This is a genomic window from Rhizobium sp. 268 (genome assembly GCF_036571585.1).
GTDB classification, from domain to species: Bacteria; Pseudomonadota; Alphaproteobacteria; order Rhizobiales; family Rhizobiaceae; genus Rhizobium; species Rhizobium redzepovicii.
Genome location: NZ_JAPPSO010000008.1, coordinates 251229 through 269360 on the forward strand (window position 1 = coordinate 251229; position 18132 = coordinate 269360).

The window sequence follows — 18132 nt, forward strand, 5'->3', positions numbered from 1 at the left end:
TTACTCGCACGCCATGGGCGAGGTTTTCCGCCTATCACGGTTATTCGGCCGTTAATGGCCTATTGCTGCCGCGGCCCGGCCATCCATTTGATGATTACCATCGCCGGCAGAACCCAGAGCAGGCCGGTGAGCAGGAAATAGAGCAGGTGCCCCCACCAGGGCGCGTTGCCGAGCGTTGCCACCGCGATCGTGTTCGCCACCAGCGCATAGACCAGAACGAGCACGATGATGAGGATCGTGCCGATGAATTTGCGGAGGCGGACGGGCATCAATTATCTCTCGGCAGGGACGGGGCGGACCGGCGCGACGGCATGCCGCAAAGGTTCGGGGCTTGTTTTGCATGAGCCGCTGGGGCAAATCAACTGCCGGATAGAAGGAGACATCATGGCCGTCGCAAACCCGACCACGGAACAGGCGATCCTGAGCGAAGTGCGCAAGCAGAACCGCGACCGCCGCGCCTTGCGCTTCTGGCTGGGTTTCGTGCTTTTGGCGCTCTTCTGTCTCGTGCTCGTCGGCGGCGCCACGCGGCTGACCAATTCCGGCCTGTCCATTACCGAGTGGAAGCCGATCCATGGCGTCATCCCGCCGTTGTCGGCCGCCGAATGGGAGGAGGAATTCCGCCTCTACCAGCGCATTCCGGAATTTCAGCAATTGAACAATTCCATGACCGTCGACGAGTTCAAGGGTATCTTCTGGTGGGAATGGGCCCACCGGCTGATCGCCCGCGGCATCGGCGTGATCTTCGCGTTGCCGCTCCTCTTTTTCTGGCTGACGGGGCGGATCGAGAAGGGCCTGCGCTGGCCGCTCGTCGGCATCCTGGCGCTTGGCGGCCTGCAGGGTTTCATCGGATGGTGGATGGTGTCCTCAGGGCTGTCCGTCCGCACCGACGTCAGCCAGTATAGGCTGGCGACGCATTTGATTATGGCCTGCCTGATCTTTGCCGGCTGCATGTGGATCATGCGCGGGCTCTCACCGCATTCCAACGATCCGGCGCCGACACGCAGCTCGCGCGGATTTGCCGCCGCGATCGCCATTTTCGCGCTGTTCCAGATCTATCTCGGCGCGCTGGTGGCGGGGCTAGACGCCGGTTTTTCCTACAACACCTGGCCGCTGATGGACGGCGCGGTCATCCCGTCGGATCTCTTGATCCAGCAGCCCTTCTGGATCAATGCCTTCGAGAACCCGAAGACGGTGCAGTTCATCCACCGCATCGGCGCCTATACGCTCTTCGCGTTGACGTTGATCAACATGGTGATCGCGCTTCGCGCCGCAGCCTGGACCACGCATGCCCGCCGCGCCGTCGTGCTTTTCTCACTGGTGACGCTGCAGGCGGCAATAGGCATCGCCACGCTGCTGCTGCAGGTGCCGCTACACTGGGGCCTGCTGCATCAGGCCGGCGCCCTGGTGGTTTTCGGTTTCGCCATCGCCAACTGGCGCGGTTTTTATGGCGAATATCCGCACGCCACCGCCATCGCGGAGCGCGGGTGAAGCGGTGTCGTAAGCCAGTCTAGCGCAGCACCCCATCGAGCAGCGGCATGCCGATGATCGTGGCGGTGGCGATCAGGATGTAGCAGGCGATGCGGAAGGTCCGCTCCTCGGCGAGCCCGAACAGTTTCGAGCCGCCGTAGAGCCCGACCGCGTAACTTGGCAGGATGACGGCGGTCAGCGCGAAGACCGCAGGCACGAACAATCCGCCGACGTAATAGCTGATGGCGCTGAAGACGGATGAGATCGAGAAATAGAGCACGACATTCGCTCTGACGCGCGTGAAGTCGCTCTTGCCGCCAAGCCAGTAGGCGACGACAGGCGGGCCGCCAAGCTGCGCGGCGCCGCTGAAAGGCCCAGCGATCAGGCCGACGCCGCTGCTGAGCGGAGCCGAAGGCGCGCCGTGATAGCGCCATCCCGATGCGAGAAGCGTAAGCAGGCCGATGGCGATGATGGTGATGCTCCAGCGTAGGAGCAGCGGGTCGAGCAGTGCCAGCATCGCCGTGCCGGCCGGCACGCCGAGTGCGGCCCCGGCCGCCATGACGAAGACCTCGGGCCGGTTGGCGCCGCGCCAGGCGGGCGGGATCATACCCAATGTGGCAATGCCGTCGATGACGAGCAGGATCGGCGAAACCAGCTTCGGCCCGACGATCGCGCCGGCGAGCGGAATGAAGATCAATGCGGCGCCGAAGCCCGAAAAGCCGCGGGCAAGCCCGGCGATGAAGGCAAACGCCATCAGCGCATAGATCCCATGGTCGGGCAGGGCGGCGGCAAACCAGACGTGCACGCCGGCGAAAAGCGCATCCAGCGTCATGGCGTCAGGAAGCGAGCATCAGGTCCATGTTCTGCACGGCGGCACCCGAGGCGCCCTTGCCGAGATTGTCGAGCAGCGCCACCAGATTGACCTGGGAACCGCTCGGCGTGCCGAAGACGAAGAGCTTCATCGTGTCCTTGCCTTCGAGCTCGACGGCGTTGACGCGGGGCAGCGTCTTGCTTTCGGCAAGCGGCACGACGGTGACGATCTCCTGGCCGGCATAATGGGCGGCGAGGGCGGCATGAATGCTTTCCATCGTCGTGCCCTCGGCGAGGTCGCCGAGATGCAGCGGCACCTGCACGATCATGCCCTGCGCGAACTTGCCGACCGACGGCGAGAAGATCGGCGCGCGATCGAGCAACCCGTGCACGGTCATTTCGGGCACATGTTTATGGGTGAGCGGCAGGCCGTAGACGAAATGCGGCGCGGTGATCGCATCCGGGTGATCCGGATTTTCCATCTGGGCGATCATCTGCTTGCCGCCGCCGGTATAGCCGGAAACCGCATTGACCGCGACCGGGTAGCCGTCCGGCAGAATCCCGGCGGCGCGCAGCGGCCGGATCAGGCCGATTGCGCCGGTGGGGTAGCAGCCGGGATTGGCGACGAAACGCGCGGCCTTGATCCTGTCAGCCTGCGCGCCGTCCATTTCGGCAAAGCCGTAGGCCCAGCCGGGATTGACGCGGAAGGCGGTCGACGTGTCGATGACGCGGACATTGTTGTTGGCCGAGACCATCTGAACCGCTTCCTTCGATGCATCGTCGGGCAGGCAGAGAATGGCGATATCGGCGCTGTTCAGCATGTCCTCGCGCATGGCGGCGTTGCGCCGCTCGGCCTCTGGAATGGACAGAAGCTCGACATCGCGGCGGCCGGCCATGCGCGTGCGGATCTGCAGACCCGTCGTGCCGTGTTCGCCGTCGATGAAGATTTTCGGTGCCATGTTAACCTGCGCTTTCAATGGGTTCAGAAGGTTTCCGGATTCATTTTGGGATAATAGGTCAGCCTTGTGACACGGCGATGGCGCGTCGTTCGGCATGAAGCCCCAGCATATACATCGCCACCGTTGCCCCCGCAATGGCGGTGATATCGGCATGATCGTAAGGCGGCGACACCTCGACGATATCGGCGCCGCGGATATCGAGCTGGTGCAGGCGCTGCAGCACCGAGAGGATCTTGGCGCTCGACGGTCCGCCGGCAACCGGCGTGCCGGTGCCCGGCGCAAAGGCCGGATCGAGGCAATCGATATCGAAGGTGAGATAGGCAGGCGCGCCGCGCGTATGCGAGATGATCGCCGAGGCGATATCGCCCGCACTCATCTCCTCGACCTGATGGCCGTAGAGGATATTGACGCCGCAATCCTCCGGCGCATGGGTGCGGATGCCGATCTGGATCGAGCGGTCGGGATCGATGATGCCCTCGCGGGCGGCCCGCGCCACGAAGGAGCCGTGGTCGATCCGCCGGTCCTCGTCGAACCAGGTGTCCTGGTGGGCGTCGAACTGCACAAGGGCGAGGGCGCCGTGTTTTGCCGCATGGGCTTTCAGCAGCGGCCAGGTGACGTAGTGATCGCCGCCGAGCGTCAGCAGGAAGGCGCCGCTGTCGAGGATGATATTCGCCTGCCGTTCGATGGCATCGGGCGTATCCTGGTGATTGCCGTAGTCGAGCAGGCAATCGCCGTAGTCGATCACCGCCATCTCGGCGAAAAGATCACGGTTGAACGGATATTGCGCATCATTGTCGAAGATCGCCGAAGCGCGGCGGATTGCCTGCGGCCCGAAGCGTGTGCCCGGCCTGTTCGAGGTTGCCGCATCGAAGGGAATACCCCAGACGGCAACGTCGACGCCGGCAAGCTCCTTGGTGAAGCGGCGGCGCATGAAGGACAGCGCGCCGGCAAAGGTCGGATCGCTGGCGGCGGAAGTGAGGCTGGTCGCCGTAAAGGCATGATCGATGGATTTGTTCGCCAAGAGGGGCTCCTTCTCTATGGGCGCTAAACCATAGTCGCGTTCGATGTCGGCCTTATATCGGCCGGTCACCGGTCACGACCAAACCGCCGGGCGACGAAATAGGCTGCTCCGGACGGTCAGGTTTGCCTGATCTCCCGAAAGCAACCGATGTTTCCTTTCGGGGCAGGAAAGGGGTAGGCGAGGTGGGTCGAGATTTCAAGCGATGCTTCGCCTGGCAGCCGCTCCTGGCTTTCGAGCGGCCGCCATTCAGCAGCAAGTTCGTCAGGCTGTCTTGCACGAAAGCCGCCGCAGTCCGGCGAGGGTGATCAGCGCCGTCACCGCGGCATAAGCTGCCAGCGGCCAGGCGGTGTCGCCGCCGAGCAATACGACGAACAAGGTGCCGGGAACGCCGACCAGGAGGCTTTCGATGCAGAAATAGAGCGCCACCGCCGTACCGGCGGTATCGTCGAACGCCTTGAGCGCACCATTGGCGGTGACCGCGGTCGCAAAGACGATGCCGATCGCGATGATCCACATCGGCAGGACGAAGCCGATGAGGGGTGCCTGCAGAAACACCTCTCCGGCGGCAAGCATCCCGGCGCCGAGAAGCAGCATCGCCATGCCTCTGGCGAGGCTGCCTGCGATGCCCCAGCGCGTGACGAAGCGTTTGGCAAAGCGCGCCGTCACGATCATCACTAAAGCCACCGAGGCAAAAATGAAGCTGAAGGTGATGCTGGAAAACCCGGCTTGATCGATCAGGATGCGAGGCGCGGTCGAGAAGAAGACGAAGAAGGCCCCCATCGCCGCACTGAAGCCGGTTGTGTAGACCCAGAAGGGAAAGCTCGCGAGAATTGGCTGGAACGAGATGGTCGCCGCCGCCGTGGTGGGGCGGGTTTCATGCCACCGCATCCCGGCGTTGAGAGTTGCGGCGACCGAAAGCAGGCCGATGACGACGAAGATGGCTCGCCACCCGTAGAGATCCGCAATCATCGCTCCGACGATCGGCCCGAATGCGGGCACGAAGGACAGTATGGAACCGAGCAGGCTATAGATCACGCTGCTTTCCGGGCGCTCGGCGTAAACGTCGCGTACAGTTGCGAAGGTGGCGACCAGCGCCGCTGAGGCGCCGATGGCTTGCAGCAATCGCAGGATCATGAAGAGGGGTGCCGATGATGTTTCGGCAAGCAAGAGTGAGCCAGTGGCGAAGAGTGCCGCCCCGCCGAGCAGAACGGGCCGCCGCCCGACGATATCGGAGACTGGACCGAAGACGATCTGCCCGGCACCGAGCACTAGCATGTAGAGGCTGAGGGTCAGTTGGATGACCTCAGGCGAGGTGCCGAGCGCCTCGGGCATCGTCGGCACGACCGGCAGATAGATGTCCATGGCAAGCGAGGCCAGGATGTCGAAAGGCGCCATCAGCAGCAAGGCTGCCGGCACGGAATAGGTCCAGCGCTGGATTTTGGAATAAGACATGGGAAAGAGACCGCTCAAATGATTTCATTCGGCGGCGATCTGTCTTTTCGTCAGGATCGGGGATTGGCCGGACAGACGCCGCAACAACAGGGCAGGGTTGTTGCGGCCTATTTGTCTGCGGACTTGGTTGTTCTCATCATGCGCCCCGGACTGCGGCTCCGCTCATTCGCGATGCCATTTGCCCCTTGTCTAGCAGCGTAGCCGGGGCTCGGCAACAGAACGCTCTTCCTCCCGCGCCGCCGATACCGATAAAAGCGGTGGTTTAGTCAAATTTTTTATAAAATTCATACTTGCAGAAAAATTGGCGATTGCCTATGCAAGTCCGGGTTGCAGATTCGGTCCGCACAGTCAGCAAAAACATTATATTTCAGGAATATTTACAGTGATTTACCGAAGAGAGATTGACGGCCTACGGGCGGCCGCGGTGATGCCTGTCATTCTGTTTCATGCGGGCTTCAGTTTCTTCAGCGGCGGCTTCATCGGTGTCGACGTTTTCTTCGTGATCAGCGGCTTTTTGATCACCTCGATCATCCTTGAGGAGATGCGCGACGGCACCTTCTCGCTGGCGGCATTCTATGAGCGCCGCGCTCGCCGGCTCCTGCCGGCCCTGTTTCTCGTCGTCCTGTGCTGTCTGCCCTTCGCCTGGCTCTGGGTCATGCCGGAGGAGTTTCGCGCCTTCTCCGACAGCCTGATTGCCACCAGTCTTTCCGGCGCCAATTTCCTGTTCTGGTTCAAGAGCGGCTATTTCGCCCCGGAGGCCGGAGAGGTGCCGCTGCTCCACATCTGGAGCCTCGCCGTCGAAGAGCAGTATTACATGTTCTTTCCGCTGCTCGTCATGGTGATGTGGAAGCGCAAGCCGAGTTGGATGGTTGCGGTCTTGGTTGCGATCGCGTGTGCCAGCCTTGTCTACAGCGAGTGGGCCTCGCGGGTTTTTCCCTCGGCCAATTTCTATTTCCTGCCCTCGCGGGCCTGGGAATTTCTGGCCGGATCGATCTGCAGCTTGGTGCAGTCGAAGGGGCAGAAGCGCGGCAGCGATCCGTTGTCGCTGCTGGGGTTCGGCATGATCGCCTTTTCCGTCTTTTATTTCGACGAAACCTCGCCCATTCCCTCCACGCTCGCCGTGGTTCCCGTGATCGGCGCGATGCTCGTGCTGCTCTATGCACGACAGGGAACCTGGGTGTCGGCACTGCTTTCGACCCGCGTTTTCACCATGATCGGGCAGATCAGCTACAGCGCCTATCTCTGGCACCAGCCGCTTTTTGCCTTTGCGCGGATCCGCAGTATCGATCCGCCCCCGCTGATCGTGATGGGCGCTCTCGCCTGCCTTTCTCTTATGCTCGCCTATCTCTCCTGGCGTTTCGTCGAGCAGCCGTTCCGCCGCGGCGAGCGCCGATTGCTGCCGTCCACCCGCAGCCTGGTCGCATCCGTATCCCTGGTGCTTGCAGCCTTCATCACCTTCGGCATCTACGGCCACGACACGCGCGGCATTCCCTGGCGGCTGCCGGCGCCGATCAAGGAATTCATGGCGGACAATGATTGGAGCAAGACCTGCCTGCTCGAGGGCTCGTCGGGCTGGGATGCGATGCCGATCGAGAACTGCATATTTAACGGCAGCCACGCCCAGACTTACGCCATCCTCGGAGATTCGCTGGCCTCGTCGCTGACACCGGCGCTGACCAAGCGCCTGGACGGAATGAATATTGGCCTGCAGCAGATCACCCACAGCTTCTGTGCGCCGGTCGCCGACGTCTCGATGGTTCCCCACCAGGCGCGCGACTGCGGCGCCTTCAACGCTGCAGCGATCGAATATCTCGTCAAGAGCAAGGTGAAAACGGTCTTCCTCGCCGCCTCCTGGAAGATCTTTTTCGAGCAATCCCGGTACATCTTCAATGGCGAAGAAGTCGCGACATCAGACGTGGGACAGAGGCTGAGGGATGCGTTCGACAAAACCGTCGGCGCGCTGACATCGGCCGGCATCCGCGTCATCATCGTCTATCCTCATCCGCGCGGCGACACGGAGATCGCCGCCAAGGTCGCGAAGCTGATGCACAAGGGCACCCCGGCGCCGACGATCACGATCGCCCAGGATGAATTTCTCCAGCAATCGTCGCCTTCCTACGCCTATCTCGACGATCCCAAAGACAGGCATGTCCTACGCGTCGATCCGGCCAAGATTTTCTGTGGGAGAGAGGCGGGCCGGTGCGATCTGGCGCGGGACGGCAAGACCTTCATTTCCGACAAGGTGCATTTCACCTCGGCGGGTGCGGAAGCCGTCGCCGACGAAATCCTGGTCGCTCTCAGGCAAGACGACATAATGGATGGAAACGGCGTGGCCGCCCTTTCTTCCGACTGATGCACGTCGCGATGCACGTCGCCTGGGGCGAATTAAAGCGCGTCGCTATCTTTCAGACGCGCTGCTACTGTTCTTGTTTGACCGATACCGTTACCGCGGAACCGCGGTGTTTTGGCGTTCTGAAGAGCGCGCGCGGCAGTGGTTCTGCCCTTTTAACCGATTGCAAAACAAAAAGGCCGGGTTGCCCCGGCCTTCGTAAAATTCCGTCTGTCCGAAGCGATTAACGCTTGGAGAACTGGAACGAGCGGCGGGCCTTTGCCTTGCCGTACTTCTTGCGTTCGACGACGCGGCTGTCGCGGGTCAGGAAGCCGCCCTTCTTCAGGACCGAGCGAAGGCCCGGTTCGAAGTAGGTGAGCGCCTTGGAGAGACCGTGGCGAACGGCACCGGCCTGGCCGGAGAGACCGCCGCCGGCGACGGTTGCGACGATGTCGAACTGGCCGTCACGGGCAGCTGCAACGATCGGCTGGCGCAGGATCATCTGCAGCACCGGACGGGCGAAATATTCCGCGAATTCCTTGCCGTTGACGATGATCTTGCCGGAGCCCGGCTTGACCCAGACGCGGGCGACGGCGTTCTTACGCTTGCCGGTTGCGTAGGAGCGGCCGAGCGAATCGACCTTGCGGACGTGGGCCGGAGCAGCAGCTTCGGTAGCCGTGCCGAGATCCTTCAGGGAGGAGAGGTCAGCCATATCAGGCGCTCCTTACATTCTTTTTGTTGAGCACGGCAACGTCGAGGGCGACCGGCTGCTGGGCTTCATGGGGATGGTTGGAGCCGGCGTAGACGCGCAGGTTCTTCATCTGGCGACGGCCAAGCGGGCCGCGGGGAACCATGCGTTCGACGGCCTTTTCGAGGACGCGCTCCGGGAAGCGGCCTTCGATGATCTGGCGAGCGGTGCGTTCCTTGATGCCGCCGGCAAAGCCGGTGTGCCAGTAGTAGACCTTGTCGGAATACTTCTTGCCGGTGAAAACGACCTTGTCGGCATTGATGACGATGACGTTGTCGCCGTCGTCAACGTGGGGCGTGAAGGTTGCCTTGTGCTTGCCGCGCAGGCGCATAGCGATGATGGAAGCGAGACGGCCAACGACCAGCCCTTCGGCGTCGATGATCACCCACTTCTTCTCCACCTCTGCAGGCTTCTGGGAGAAGGTTGCCATAGTGAATACTCTCTTTTGAGACCCCTGGCCCGAGGGCTTGAAGGGCGTTTCTTGTTGCTTGGATTGACAGGCTTGCGGCATGCCAAAAAGAAAGCAGCCCGGACAGGCTGCGTTCTGCGCGGTGTATAAAGGCAATGTGATAGGGGGTCAACATCGACTTTCCCGACGTCTGGAAAAAAGAACCAGCAAAAACAATAAGTTAGATATATGGTATTATGTTACCTCACTTTTGTTGACTGAAGGCCGGTGCATCGGACGTTTTCACGTCGCCCGTGGCGGGCTTGAGCCTGCCGGACTTTAAGGAGCGTGCCGCGGTCGAAAGCAGCCGCTAACCCTCGAACGCGCGCAGGCATTTCATCATTTCGCGAAGGCCGCGGGTCAGATGTTTGTCCCGCCGCAGAACCATGCCGAGGCGGCGCGTGAGCTTCGGCTGCAGCGATGATGTCGTCACCAGGCCGGCGCGGTCGCGCTGCACCGCCAGCCCCGGCAGGATCGACCAGCCGAGCCCGACAGCCACCAGTTCCTTGATCGCCTCGATGCTGCCGAACTCCATGGCCGGCCGGATCCGGGTGTCCGGTGCGGCCAGCCATGCGTCGATTGCCCGTCTCGTATTGCCGCCCTCGTAAAGCAAGAGCGTCCTGTCGCGCATGAAAGCGGCGTCCGGTCCGCCGTCGGGCATGCGGCTGCCGGCGGGCGCGACCGCCAGCAATTCCTCCTCGTAGAACGGTTCGATCTCAAGGTTCCGACCCGAGGCCGGTAGCGCGATGACGGCGATATCGAGGCTGTTGGCCTCCAGATCGCGCAAGACGTCGTCGGCATTGCCGATATGGACGGTGATTTCGAGGCCTGGCATGGATTTGCGGGCGGCGGAGATGGCCCGAGGAAGCAGGTGGATCGACGCGGTGCCGCCACTGCCGATGCGCACGCGACCGCTGGCGCCATCCCTGTGCGGCATCATCGCTTCCTCCGCGGCGGCCGCGTCCTGCAGCAGCCGCCTTGCGTGCGCCAACAGATCGAGGCCTGCCGCGGTCGGCTGCGCCCGCCGTCCGACGCGCTCGATCAGCCGGACGCCGAGCCGCTGTTCGAGCCCCTTGACCTGCAGGCTGACGGCCGGCTGCGTCAGCCCTTCCTTGTCGGCGGCCGCCGTGAAACTGCCGAGATCGGCAACGTGGACGAAGGTTGCGAGCTGATCCAACTTTAGCGCCATGCCAAAGAAATCCTTATGCCTCTCATAATATCCATAAGCTTCCTTCGCGGCATTCTCCAGCGCATCTTTCATCCATCGAAGAAAGGAAGACGAGATGGCCCTGGAATTGAGTGAGAGACTAGAGACGCCGCACGATATCGTTCGATCGAAATTTCGCGCAACGGCGCGCTGGGGCCGGCGGCTGCTGGCGGCGGTCGAACATCGGCTGGAAAAGCGCCGCAGTCGCCGCATACTGTGCGATCTCACCGAGGACGAACTTCGCGATGTCGGCCTGACCCGTGCGCAGGCGAGGGCCGAGACAGCAAAGTCCTGGTTCTGGTCGTAACGGCTGCGGCTCAGCGGAAAGCGCTGATCCTGCTCGAAATTGCCGGCGCCTTGTGGCAATACGTCCGTCTGGAAATCGAGCGCAGGGAGCAGCATCATGGCCGAAATCGTATCCTTCCCGGACGCAGGCAGGGCGGAGGGATTACTGCTCCGCTCGTTGCGCGACGGCGTGCTGCGTCTCGTGCTCAACAACCCGCCGGCCAATGCGCTGTCGATCGCGCTTCTCGAAGCGCTGATGGCCGAACTCGACAAGGCCGGATCGGACGCGAGCGTGCGCGTCCTCGTCATCGCCTCGACCGGCAATGTCTTTTCCGCCGGCCACGATCTCAAGGAACTCACCGCCCATCGTGCCGATGAAGATCAGGGAGCCGGTTTCTTCGACAAGGCCTTCCGGCTCTGCGCCGATCTGATGCTGAAAATCGCGAATCTGCCGAAGCCGGTCATCGCCGAGGTCGACGGGCTGGCGACGGCGGCCGGCTGCCAGCTCGTTGCCTCCTGCGATCTGGCGATCTGCACGGATACGTCGACATTCTGCACGCCGGGCGTCAATATCGGCCTGTTCTGTTCGACGCCGATGGTCGCTGTTACCCGGGCCGCGCATCGCAAGCAGGCGATGGAGATGCTGTTGACCGGCGAGACGATCGACGCCTCCACAGCTAAGGATTTCGGTCTCGTCAACCGCATCGTGCCGAAGCAGTATCTGGCGCAGGTCGTTGCCAAATATGCCGGCGTGATCGCCAGCAAGTCGTCTCTGACCCTGAAGATCGGTAAGGAAGCGTTCTACCGGCAGATCGAACTGCCGGTCGAGGCAGCCTATGATTATGCCGCCAAAGTGATGGTCGGCAATATGCTGACGCAGGATGCTGAGGAGGGGATCGGCGCCTTCCTCGGCAAGCGCGCCCCGGAATGGACCGGCGAGTGATCACGCCAGTTTCAGAACCAGTCCGCCGATGGCGATGACGACGCCGGCGGCGTAGCGCCAGACACTGGCTTTTTCCTTGAAGACAGTAATCGAGATCACCAGCGCAAAGAGGATTGCGGTTTCGCGCAGGGCGGCAACGGTTGCGACCGGGACTTTCGTCATAGCCCAGAGGGCCAGCCCGTAAGACGCGATCGAGCCGGCGCCGCCGATCAGGCCGCGCCACCAGTTGCAACGGACGTGACGCGCCACGGCGATGGTGCCGCGTTGCGAAACCGCCCAGGAAAACAGCAGCACCGGCGGCAGCAGCGACATCCACAATGTGTAGGAGACCGCATTGCCGGAAAGCCGCGCGCCGATGCCGTCGACATAGGTGTAGCTGGCGATGACGCAGGCATTGGCAAGCGAGAGCATGACGGCGCGGCTGCTGCCGCGCCGAGCCTCAAGAGCAAGCGTCAGCACACCGGCGCAGATCGTCATTGTGCCGGCCAGGGCGCCGCCGGAAAGATTTTCCTTCAGGATGAAACCGCTTGTCGCGGCGATCAGCAGCGGTGCGCAGCCGCGCATCAACGGATAGACGAGACCGATATCGCCGGCCCGGTAGGCGGCGGCGACCAGCTGGAAATAGGCGAATTGCAGGATGGCCGAAGCGCCGATGAACGGCCAGGCAGAGGCTTGCGGCAGCGGCAGGAATGCCAGGAACGGTAGAGTTGAAACCGCGCCGCCGGCCGAGATCAATGCCGCATCGAGGGATTTATCGCTTCCTGCCTTGACGATGGCGTTCCATGTCGCATGCAGCAATGCGCCGAAGAGAACGAGCAGGATGACGTCGAGCGGCAAGGGAGTAAATCCGGAAAAGATGAGAGACGCTGGAAACGCCTCGCCTTGGACGTTTCAAATTCCTGAAAAGACAACTGGGATTTGCACGAAAATACACGGCAGCGGTCGCGGACGTGTTGATGTGTCGAATAGCATTCTTTCGGCACGGGCACAATTGCGGCGCTTCGAGGCAATTTTTACGTGCGCGCGACATGCGTTCAATCCAGGCGATCCTTTCAACTATGAGATGTTTCTAATGGATACGGGAACGGAGCCCGATAGTATCGGGAACAAAAGAAGAAACCATTTGCGGGAACCCGGTAACCGACTATTCTATGATGCTGAAATATAGATATTATTCTATAACTTTGACATACTGGGATTTTAAAGCTTCTGATTGTGTAACTTTCGAAATATCGCAGCGCGGGATTGAATGCGCGCCTTTCGCAAACGCGAAAGACGCATAGTTCCTGCGGCGGTCAGGACGGCGAAACCATCAAAGTTGATAATGCGGAACGAACAGCATCCCGTCAAGGTTGTCGATGTTCTGGCAGTTCAGGACGGGACAGCGCGGATCGTCTTTCGAGGGGATATGCGTCCATTCCGCATAGTCGGTGGCATCGCAATAATTGCTGTTGCGGACATAGCGATCGTAAAGCTGCAGTCCGCGGGGAGACTGGTAACGGAAGATGACCGCACCCTGATTGTGAATGGCGGCGCGCACGCTGGCACAGCTCATGGCAAGCGGATTGTGGCGCGAGATCGCCAGCGCCGGCGATGCGGCGAGCACGAAAATGAGGGCAAGAGCGATTTTTTTCATCGAATCATCCTCAGGAGTATCCTGTTCATATATACGGGAAAGGCGTGCAGCCGGTTTCACGGAAATGCAAAAAAACCTGCGGGCCATGCCAATCGGCTTTGCAAGTGGAGAAGCGGACATGAACCACGACAGCTATACGGATGATTATCTCACCGGAATCCTGCATTCGGTAAAGACCATCGCGCTGACCGGCGCTTCGCCCAATCCGGCCCGGCCGAGCAACGGCGTCATGGGTTATCTGCTGTCGCGCGGCTACGAAGTCATCCCCGTCAATCCGGGGCAGGCGGGCAAGCAGATCCAAGGTCGCACCGTCTATGCCCGGCTCGCCGACATTCCCGTGCCGATCGACATGGTCGACGTTTTCCGCGCCGCCGAATATCTGGATGGGGTGGTCGAGGAGGCCTTAGCGCTGAGGCCGCTGCCGCAGATCATCTGGGCCCAGCTCGGCGTGCGTGACGACGCGGCCGCGGCAAAGGCGGAAGCGGCCGGAATCAAGGTGGTGATGAACCGCTGCCCGGCGATCGAATATCCCCGTCTCATCGCCTGACCTCGTTGGCTGCTCTCGTTGCTTGAGTCGCTGTCGGCTGAGACGGATTTTCCACCGAACGCCTATGGGTTGAAACGGATCGCGATTAACTTTCGTTAGCGACAGGCTATGATCCTGCCCGTCAGCAACAACTGGAGGACGACATGGCCAAGAACGATCCGGGATTCAACACGTTGGCGATCCATGCCGGCGCCCAGCCCGACCCGGCGACCGGCGCGCGGGTCACGCCGATCTATCAGACGACCGCCTTTGTCTTCGATGATTCCGATCATGCCGCCGCCCTCTTCGGCCTGCAGGCCTTCGGCAACATCTACACCCGCATCATGAACCCGACGCAGGCCGTGCTCGAGGAGCGCGTCGCAGCGCTCGAAGGCGGCACGGCAGCCCTTGCCGTCGCCTCCGGCCATGCGGCGCAGATGATCGTCTTCCACACCATCATGCGCCCCGGCGAGAATTTCATCGCCGCCAACAGGCTCTATGGCGGCTCGATCAACCAGTTCGGCCACGCCTTCGAGAATTTCGGCTGGCAGGTGCGCTGGGCCGATCCCGCCGACCCGGCAAGCTTCGAAAGCCAGATCGATGACAAGACGCGCGGCATCTTCATCGAAAGCCTGGCCAATCCCGGCGGCACCTTCGTCGATATCGCCGCCATCGCCGATGTCGCCCATCGCAACGGCCTGCCGCTGATCGTCGACAATACGATGGCAACCCCTTATCTGATCCGCCCGATCGAGCACGGTGCCGATATCGTCGTGCATTCGCTGACGAAATTTCTCGGCGGTCACGGCAATTCCATGGGCGGCCTCATCGTCGACGGCGGCACTTTCGACTGGTCGAAATCCGGCAACTACCCGATGCTGTCGAGCCCGCGGCCGGAATATAACGGCATGGTCCTGCACGCGACCTTCGGCAATTTCGCCTTTGCGATCGCTGCCCGCGTGCTCGGCCTGCGCGATCTTGGCCCGGCAATCTCGCCCTTCAATGCCTTCCTGATCCTGACCGGCATCGAGACGCTGCCGCTGCGCATGCAGCGCCACAGCGACAATGCGATCGCCGTCGCAAAGTGGCTGAAGGCGCACAGCAAGATCGCCTGGGTCAATTATGCCGGCCTCGACGACGACCCGAACCACGTCCTGCAGCAACGCTATTCGCCGAAAGGCGCCGGTTCCGTCTTCACCTTCGGCGTCGAGGGCGGCTACGAGGCAGGCAAGACGCTGGTCGAGGGGCTGCAGCTCTTCTCCCATCTTGCCAATATCGGCGACACCCGCTCGCTGGTCATCCATCCGGCCTCGACGACGCACCGGCAGTTGAGCGACGAGCAGAAGATCGCCGCCGGCGCCGGGCCCGACGTGGTGCGCCTTTCCGTCGGCATCGAGGACGTCAAGGACATCATCGCCGATCTCGAACAGGCGCTCTCGAAAATCTGACATCGGAGAGGTCCGTGACGACCATGGCAAATTTCATTCACTTCCGCATTGACGGCGTCGAACCGGAGTTCGGCGCCCCGGAGCCCGGCCGGATCATCTCCGGCGATCCGCAATTCCGCAGCTGGAACCTGGAGGAAGCCGCAGGCGGGCTCTATTCCGGCATCTGGGAGGCGACGCCGGGCAAATGGCGGATCGTCTATGAGGAATGGGAATATTTCAGCCTGCTGTCCGGCCATTCGATCGTGACCGAGGATGGCGGCGAGCCGATTCATCTGAAGATCGGCGACCGGATGATCTTAAGACCCGGCTTCAAAGGGACGTGGGAAGTCGTTGAAACGACTCGCAAGGATTATGTGATCAAGGTCTAAGTAGCGCCGGTAAATCGCCGCCGTTGACGGCGGGCCTGTCCCGATTTGCGGCGAGGGCGGCCCGTTTTTCCTCAAATGCGTGCGCCTCTTTGCCGGATAGAAAGCTTTTAACCAATCCCATTAATCCGCCCTACATTGTCAAAATGCTATATCTTGTCTGCAGCGCATAGCGGACATGATGTCTCCTGCCGTCCCCCAGACATGGCCTTGCAATTAACATTTTGCGGAATTTGCATGTCGTCGACTCTTGCAGGTAGGCACGTTCGCACCCAAACGTCTTCCATCATCGCGACGACGGTCTGTTTCCTTGTCGTCGCCCTCATCCTGACCGGCTTGATGGCGCATGTCGTCGTCACGATGACCCGGTCGGCGAATGAGATCGATGATGCCAGGGCCACGCGCGCCGCCCGTGCGGCAATCGGAGCCTTTGTGGCGCGCCTGAGCGGGACGACGACTGACAATGCCATTTGGGACGATGCCTATAGTGCAGCCTCGTCTCCGACCGCGGCCGCTTGGGCCTATGAAAATTGGGGAAAGACCAGCGAGGATTACGCGCTGTATGACGGTGCGGTCGTCATCGGCCCCGACCGCTCTTCGATCGTCTCCGCCTATGCCAAAGGCAAGCCCTTCGAGCCGAGCGCCTTTTTCGGCGAAGGCTTTTATCGGCAGATCAGAGTAGCTGCCGATCCCGCGCGGGCGCCGGTGGTCAATTTCATCAAGACCGAAAGCGGCATCGCCCTGCTCGCATCGCAGGCGATCCAGCCATACGAGGCCGCCACCGAGCTTCCGAAGCTCAGCACACTGACCTTTTACAAGGAATTTTCGCCCGAGGTTCTCGACGCACTCTCGAACGAACATGAACTGGAGGGCTTACACCTTGAGACGAAGCCCAGGCCGGAATTTCTGAACACGCCGATTACAGACATGAAGGGGGCCGTCATCGGCTATCTCGTCTGGCCGAGCAAGGCGCCGGGAAGCACCGTGTTTCAGCAGGTGACGCCCTATGTCGCGGCCGCCGTCGCCATCCTTGCGCTGTTCCTGATCGGCGTGCTGATGGTCGGCGCGTCCGAGGCGCGGCGCCTGCGCCAATTGGCGCAAGCAGCGCTTTTCGAAGCGAGCCATGACAGCCTGAGCGGCCTGTTGAACAGACATGGTCTTCTCAACCTGTTGGAAGAGTTCGAGAGTTCGGGCTCTTCGCCGCCACGGCTTTATCTGGTCGACCTCGATGGTTTCAAGGCCGTCAACGATGCCTGGGGGCACGCGGTCGGCGATGATTTGATCCGGCTGGTCTCGAACGCGCTGACGGCCTGCCACCCCGAAGTCGTTGCCGCGGCGCGGCTGGGAGGCGATGAATTTGCGCTGGTGCATGTTGGGTCCGCCACCTGCGAAGATATGGAGAAGACCATTCTGGCGCTGTTTGCCGAGCCCTTCAAAATCGACGGCCGGACGATCGAAGTCGGCGCAAGCATCGGAGCTGCCGCGGGCGACGCAGACATCGAGCCCTTGGAGCTTCTCCGCAGAGCGGACATGGCCCTCTATCGCGCCAAGGCCAATGGCCGAGGCCAAGCGATCGAATACGACCCCGAGCTGGACGAGGAGCGCCAGCGGGTCGCCGAACTGGAAGGCCTTTTGAAAGGCGCCATCGGCAGTGGTGCGATCGAGGCCGTTTTTCAGCCTCTCGTCTCTGCGACGACAGGCGCTGTCACCGGTTTGGAAGCGCTGGCGCGCTGGCGAACGTCGACAGGAAACATCAGCCCGGAGATTTTCATTCCTCTCGCCGAGCGGTGCGGCCTCATCGATGCGCTGGGCGTTCACATGCTGAGAACATCGATCGAGCATGCCAGGAGCTGGCCCGATCTGGCATTGTCTGTGAACGTCTCGCCAATCCAGCTCTGCAATCCGGAATTTGCCGCCGAAGTGATTTCGGTCCTGCAGGAGCTCGACTTCGATCCAAAGCGCCTGACCTTGGAGATTACCGAAGGCGTCCTGATGACGAATCCGGATCAGGCTCGGCGGTCGATAGACCAGCTCAAGCGCGTCGGCATAAAATTCGCGCTTGATGACTTTGGCTGCGGTTATGCCAGCATTGGCGCATTGCGGCAGTTCGGGTTCGATCGCATGAAGATCGACCGCTCGCTTGTGTCCGCTCTCGATGAAGGCGCCAATGGCGCCGATGTTCTTCGGGCGACCATTTCGCTTGCCACCGCCCTGCAAATTCCCGTGACCGCTGAAGGCATCGAGAACAGCCGCCAGGCTGCGATCTTGCGAGAGGCCGGCTGCGATCAGCTTCAGGGGTATCTGATCGGCAGACCGATGTCGGCACGCGACATATCCAGCAAGCTGGAAGAACAGTCGGCCGCCTGACGCCGTGGATTTCGTGGCATATGCTCCGATCAGGCGTACCAACCAGCACTTTCCGCATCGATTGCCACATTTTCAGGCATGGCCGCCGCCGGGTCATGCGGCGGCTGTCTCGATAAGTTTT

18 protein-coding genes are annotated in these 18132 nt (G+C 61.6%); 8 read left to right on the plus strand and 10 right to left on the minus strand.

Translation table 11 applies throughout. The features are described 5' to 3' along the window. Window positions 1-59 precede the first annotated feature (59 nt). On the minus strand, window positions 60-269 hold the full coding sequence (locus OS035_RS17745) for a DUF2842 domain-containing protein (RefSeq protein ID WP_003573983.1): 210 nt from the start codon (window positions 267-269) through the stop codon (window positions 60-62). A 115-nt stretch (window positions 270-384) separates the two neighbouring features. Between OS035_RS17745 and OS035_RS17750 the strand changes: the two genes are divergently transcribed. After that, window positions 385-1488: a COX15/CtaA family protein gene (locus OS035_RS17750; RefSeq protein WP_097627155.1), complete on the plus strand. Its 1104-nt coding sequence runs from the start codon at window positions 385-387 to the stop codon at window positions 1486-1488. A gap of 19 nt (window positions 1489-1507) precedes the next feature. On the opposite strand, the gene OS035_RS17755 is transcribed toward OS035_RS17750, so the two are convergent. The 4 genes from OS035_RS17755 to cml form a co-directional block, all read right to left on the minus strand. Continuing rightward, on the minus strand, window positions 1508-2299 hold the full coding sequence (locus tag OS035_RS17755) for a sulfite exporter TauE/SafE family protein (protein WP_097627157.1): 792 nt from the start codon (window positions 2297-2299) through the stop codon (window positions 1508-1510). Between the two features lie 4 nt (window positions 2300-2303). Continuing rightward, the gene (argC, locus tag OS035_RS17760; protein ID WP_097627159.1) at window positions 2304-3236 is read right to left on the minus strand and encodes an N-acetyl-gamma-glutamyl-phosphate reductase; all 933 of its coding nucleotides are present in this window, start codon (window positions 3234-3236) and stop codon (window positions 2304-2306) included. A 58-nt stretch (window positions 3237-3294) separates the two neighbouring features. Beyond that, entirely contained in the window at window positions 3295-4257 is a 963-nt protein-coding gene (gene speB / locus OS035_RS17765; protein WP_097627161.1) for an agmatinase, read from the minus strand. A gap of 261 nt (window positions 4258-4518) precedes the next feature. Further along, window positions 4519-5709, minus strand: a complete 1191-nt coding sequence (gene cml, locus OS035_RS17770; protein ID WP_097627163.1) for a CmlA/FloR family chloramphenicol efflux MFS transporter — start codon at window positions 5707-5709, stop codon at window positions 4519-4521. A gap of 382 nt (window positions 5710-6091) precedes the next feature. On the opposite strand from cml, the gene OS035_RS17775 reads away from it, so the two are divergent. Continuing rightward, window positions 6092-8062, plus strand: coding sequence for an acyltransferase family protein (locus OS035_RS17775; protein WP_097627165.1), 1971 nt, complete (start codon window positions 6092-6094; stop codon window positions 8060-8062). A gap of 220 nt (window positions 8063-8282) precedes the next feature. Here OS035_RS17775 and rpsI read toward each other — a convergent pair whose 3' ends face one another. From rpsI to OS035_RS17790, 3 genes are all read right to left on the minus strand, one after another. Then, window positions 8283-8750 carry a 30S ribosomal protein S9 gene (gene rpsI, locus OS035_RS17780; RefSeq protein ID WP_003587370.1) on the minus strand — a complete coding sequence of 156 codons (468 nt, stop codon included), beginning with the start codon at window positions 8748-8750 and terminating at the stop codon, window positions 8283-8285. A 1-nt stretch (window position 8751) separates the two neighbouring features. After that, window positions 8752-9216 carry a 50S ribosomal protein L13 gene (rplM, locus tag OS035_RS17785; protein ID WP_003573970.1) on the minus strand — a complete coding sequence of 155 codons (465 nt, stop codon included), beginning with the start codon at window positions 9214-9216 and terminating at the stop codon, window positions 8752-8754. A 328-nt stretch (window positions 9217-9544) separates the two neighbouring features. Further along, the gene (locus OS035_RS17790; protein WP_179867136.1) at window positions 9545-10495 is read right to left on the minus strand and encodes a LysR family transcriptional regulator; all 951 of its coding nucleotides are present in this window, start codon (window positions 10493-10495) and stop codon (window positions 9545-9547) included. Between the two features lie 22 nt (window positions 10496-10517). On the opposite strand from OS035_RS17790, the gene OS035_RS17795 reads away from it, so the two are divergent. Next, entirely contained in the window at window positions 10518-10748 is a 231-nt protein-coding gene (locus tag OS035_RS17795; RefSeq protein WP_097627167.1) for a DUF1127 domain-containing protein, read from the plus strand. Window positions 10749-10844: 96 nt separating this feature from the next. Further along, window positions 10845-11669, plus strand: coding sequence for an enoyl-CoA hydratase (locus OS035_RS17800; RefSeq protein ID WP_097627169.1), 825 nt, complete (start codon window positions 10845-10847; stop codon window positions 11667-11669). Here OS035_RS17800 and OS035_RS17805 read toward each other — a convergent pair whose 3' ends face one another. Continuing rightward, entirely contained in the window at window positions 11670-12506 is an 837-nt protein-coding gene (locus OS035_RS17805) for an EamA family transporter (protein ID WP_097627171.1), read from the minus strand. It abuts the gene before it with no gap. A 475-nt stretch (window positions 12507-12981) separates the two neighbouring features. Next, window positions 12982-13305, minus strand: a complete 324-nt coding sequence (locus OS035_RS17810) for a hypothetical protein (protein ID WP_097627173.1) — start codon at window positions 13303-13305, stop codon at window positions 12982-12984. Window positions 13306-13423: 118 nt separating this feature from the next. Here OS035_RS17810 and OS035_RS17815 point away from each other — a divergent pair, with 118 nt between their 5' ends. From OS035_RS17815 to OS035_RS17830, 4 genes are all read left to right on the plus strand, one after another. Further along, complete coding sequence (locus OS035_RS17815) at window positions 13424-13852, plus strand: CoA-binding protein (protein WP_097627175.1); 429 nt, start codon at window positions 13424-13426, stop codon at window positions 13850-13852. 143 nt (window positions 13853-13995) lie between these two features. Further along, a complete protein-coding gene (locus tag OS035_RS17820) occupies window positions 13996-15279 on the plus strand; it encodes an O-acetylhomoserine aminocarboxypropyltransferase (protein ID WP_097627177.1) in 1284 nt (427 codons plus the stop codon). Between the two features lie 23 nt (window positions 15280-15302). After that, window positions 15303-15647 (plus strand): cupin domain-containing protein, encoded by a 345-nt coding sequence (locus tag OS035_RS17825; RefSeq protein WP_097627178.1) that lies wholly within the window; start codon window positions 15303-15305, stop codon window positions 15645-15647. A 234-nt stretch (window positions 15648-15881) separates the two neighbouring features. Beyond that, complete coding sequence (locus OS035_RS17830; protein WP_097627180.1) at window positions 15882-18011, plus strand: bifunctional diguanylate cyclase/phosphodiesterase; 2130 nt, start codon at window positions 15882-15884, stop codon at window positions 18009-18011. Window positions 18012-18132 lie beyond the last annotated feature (121 nt).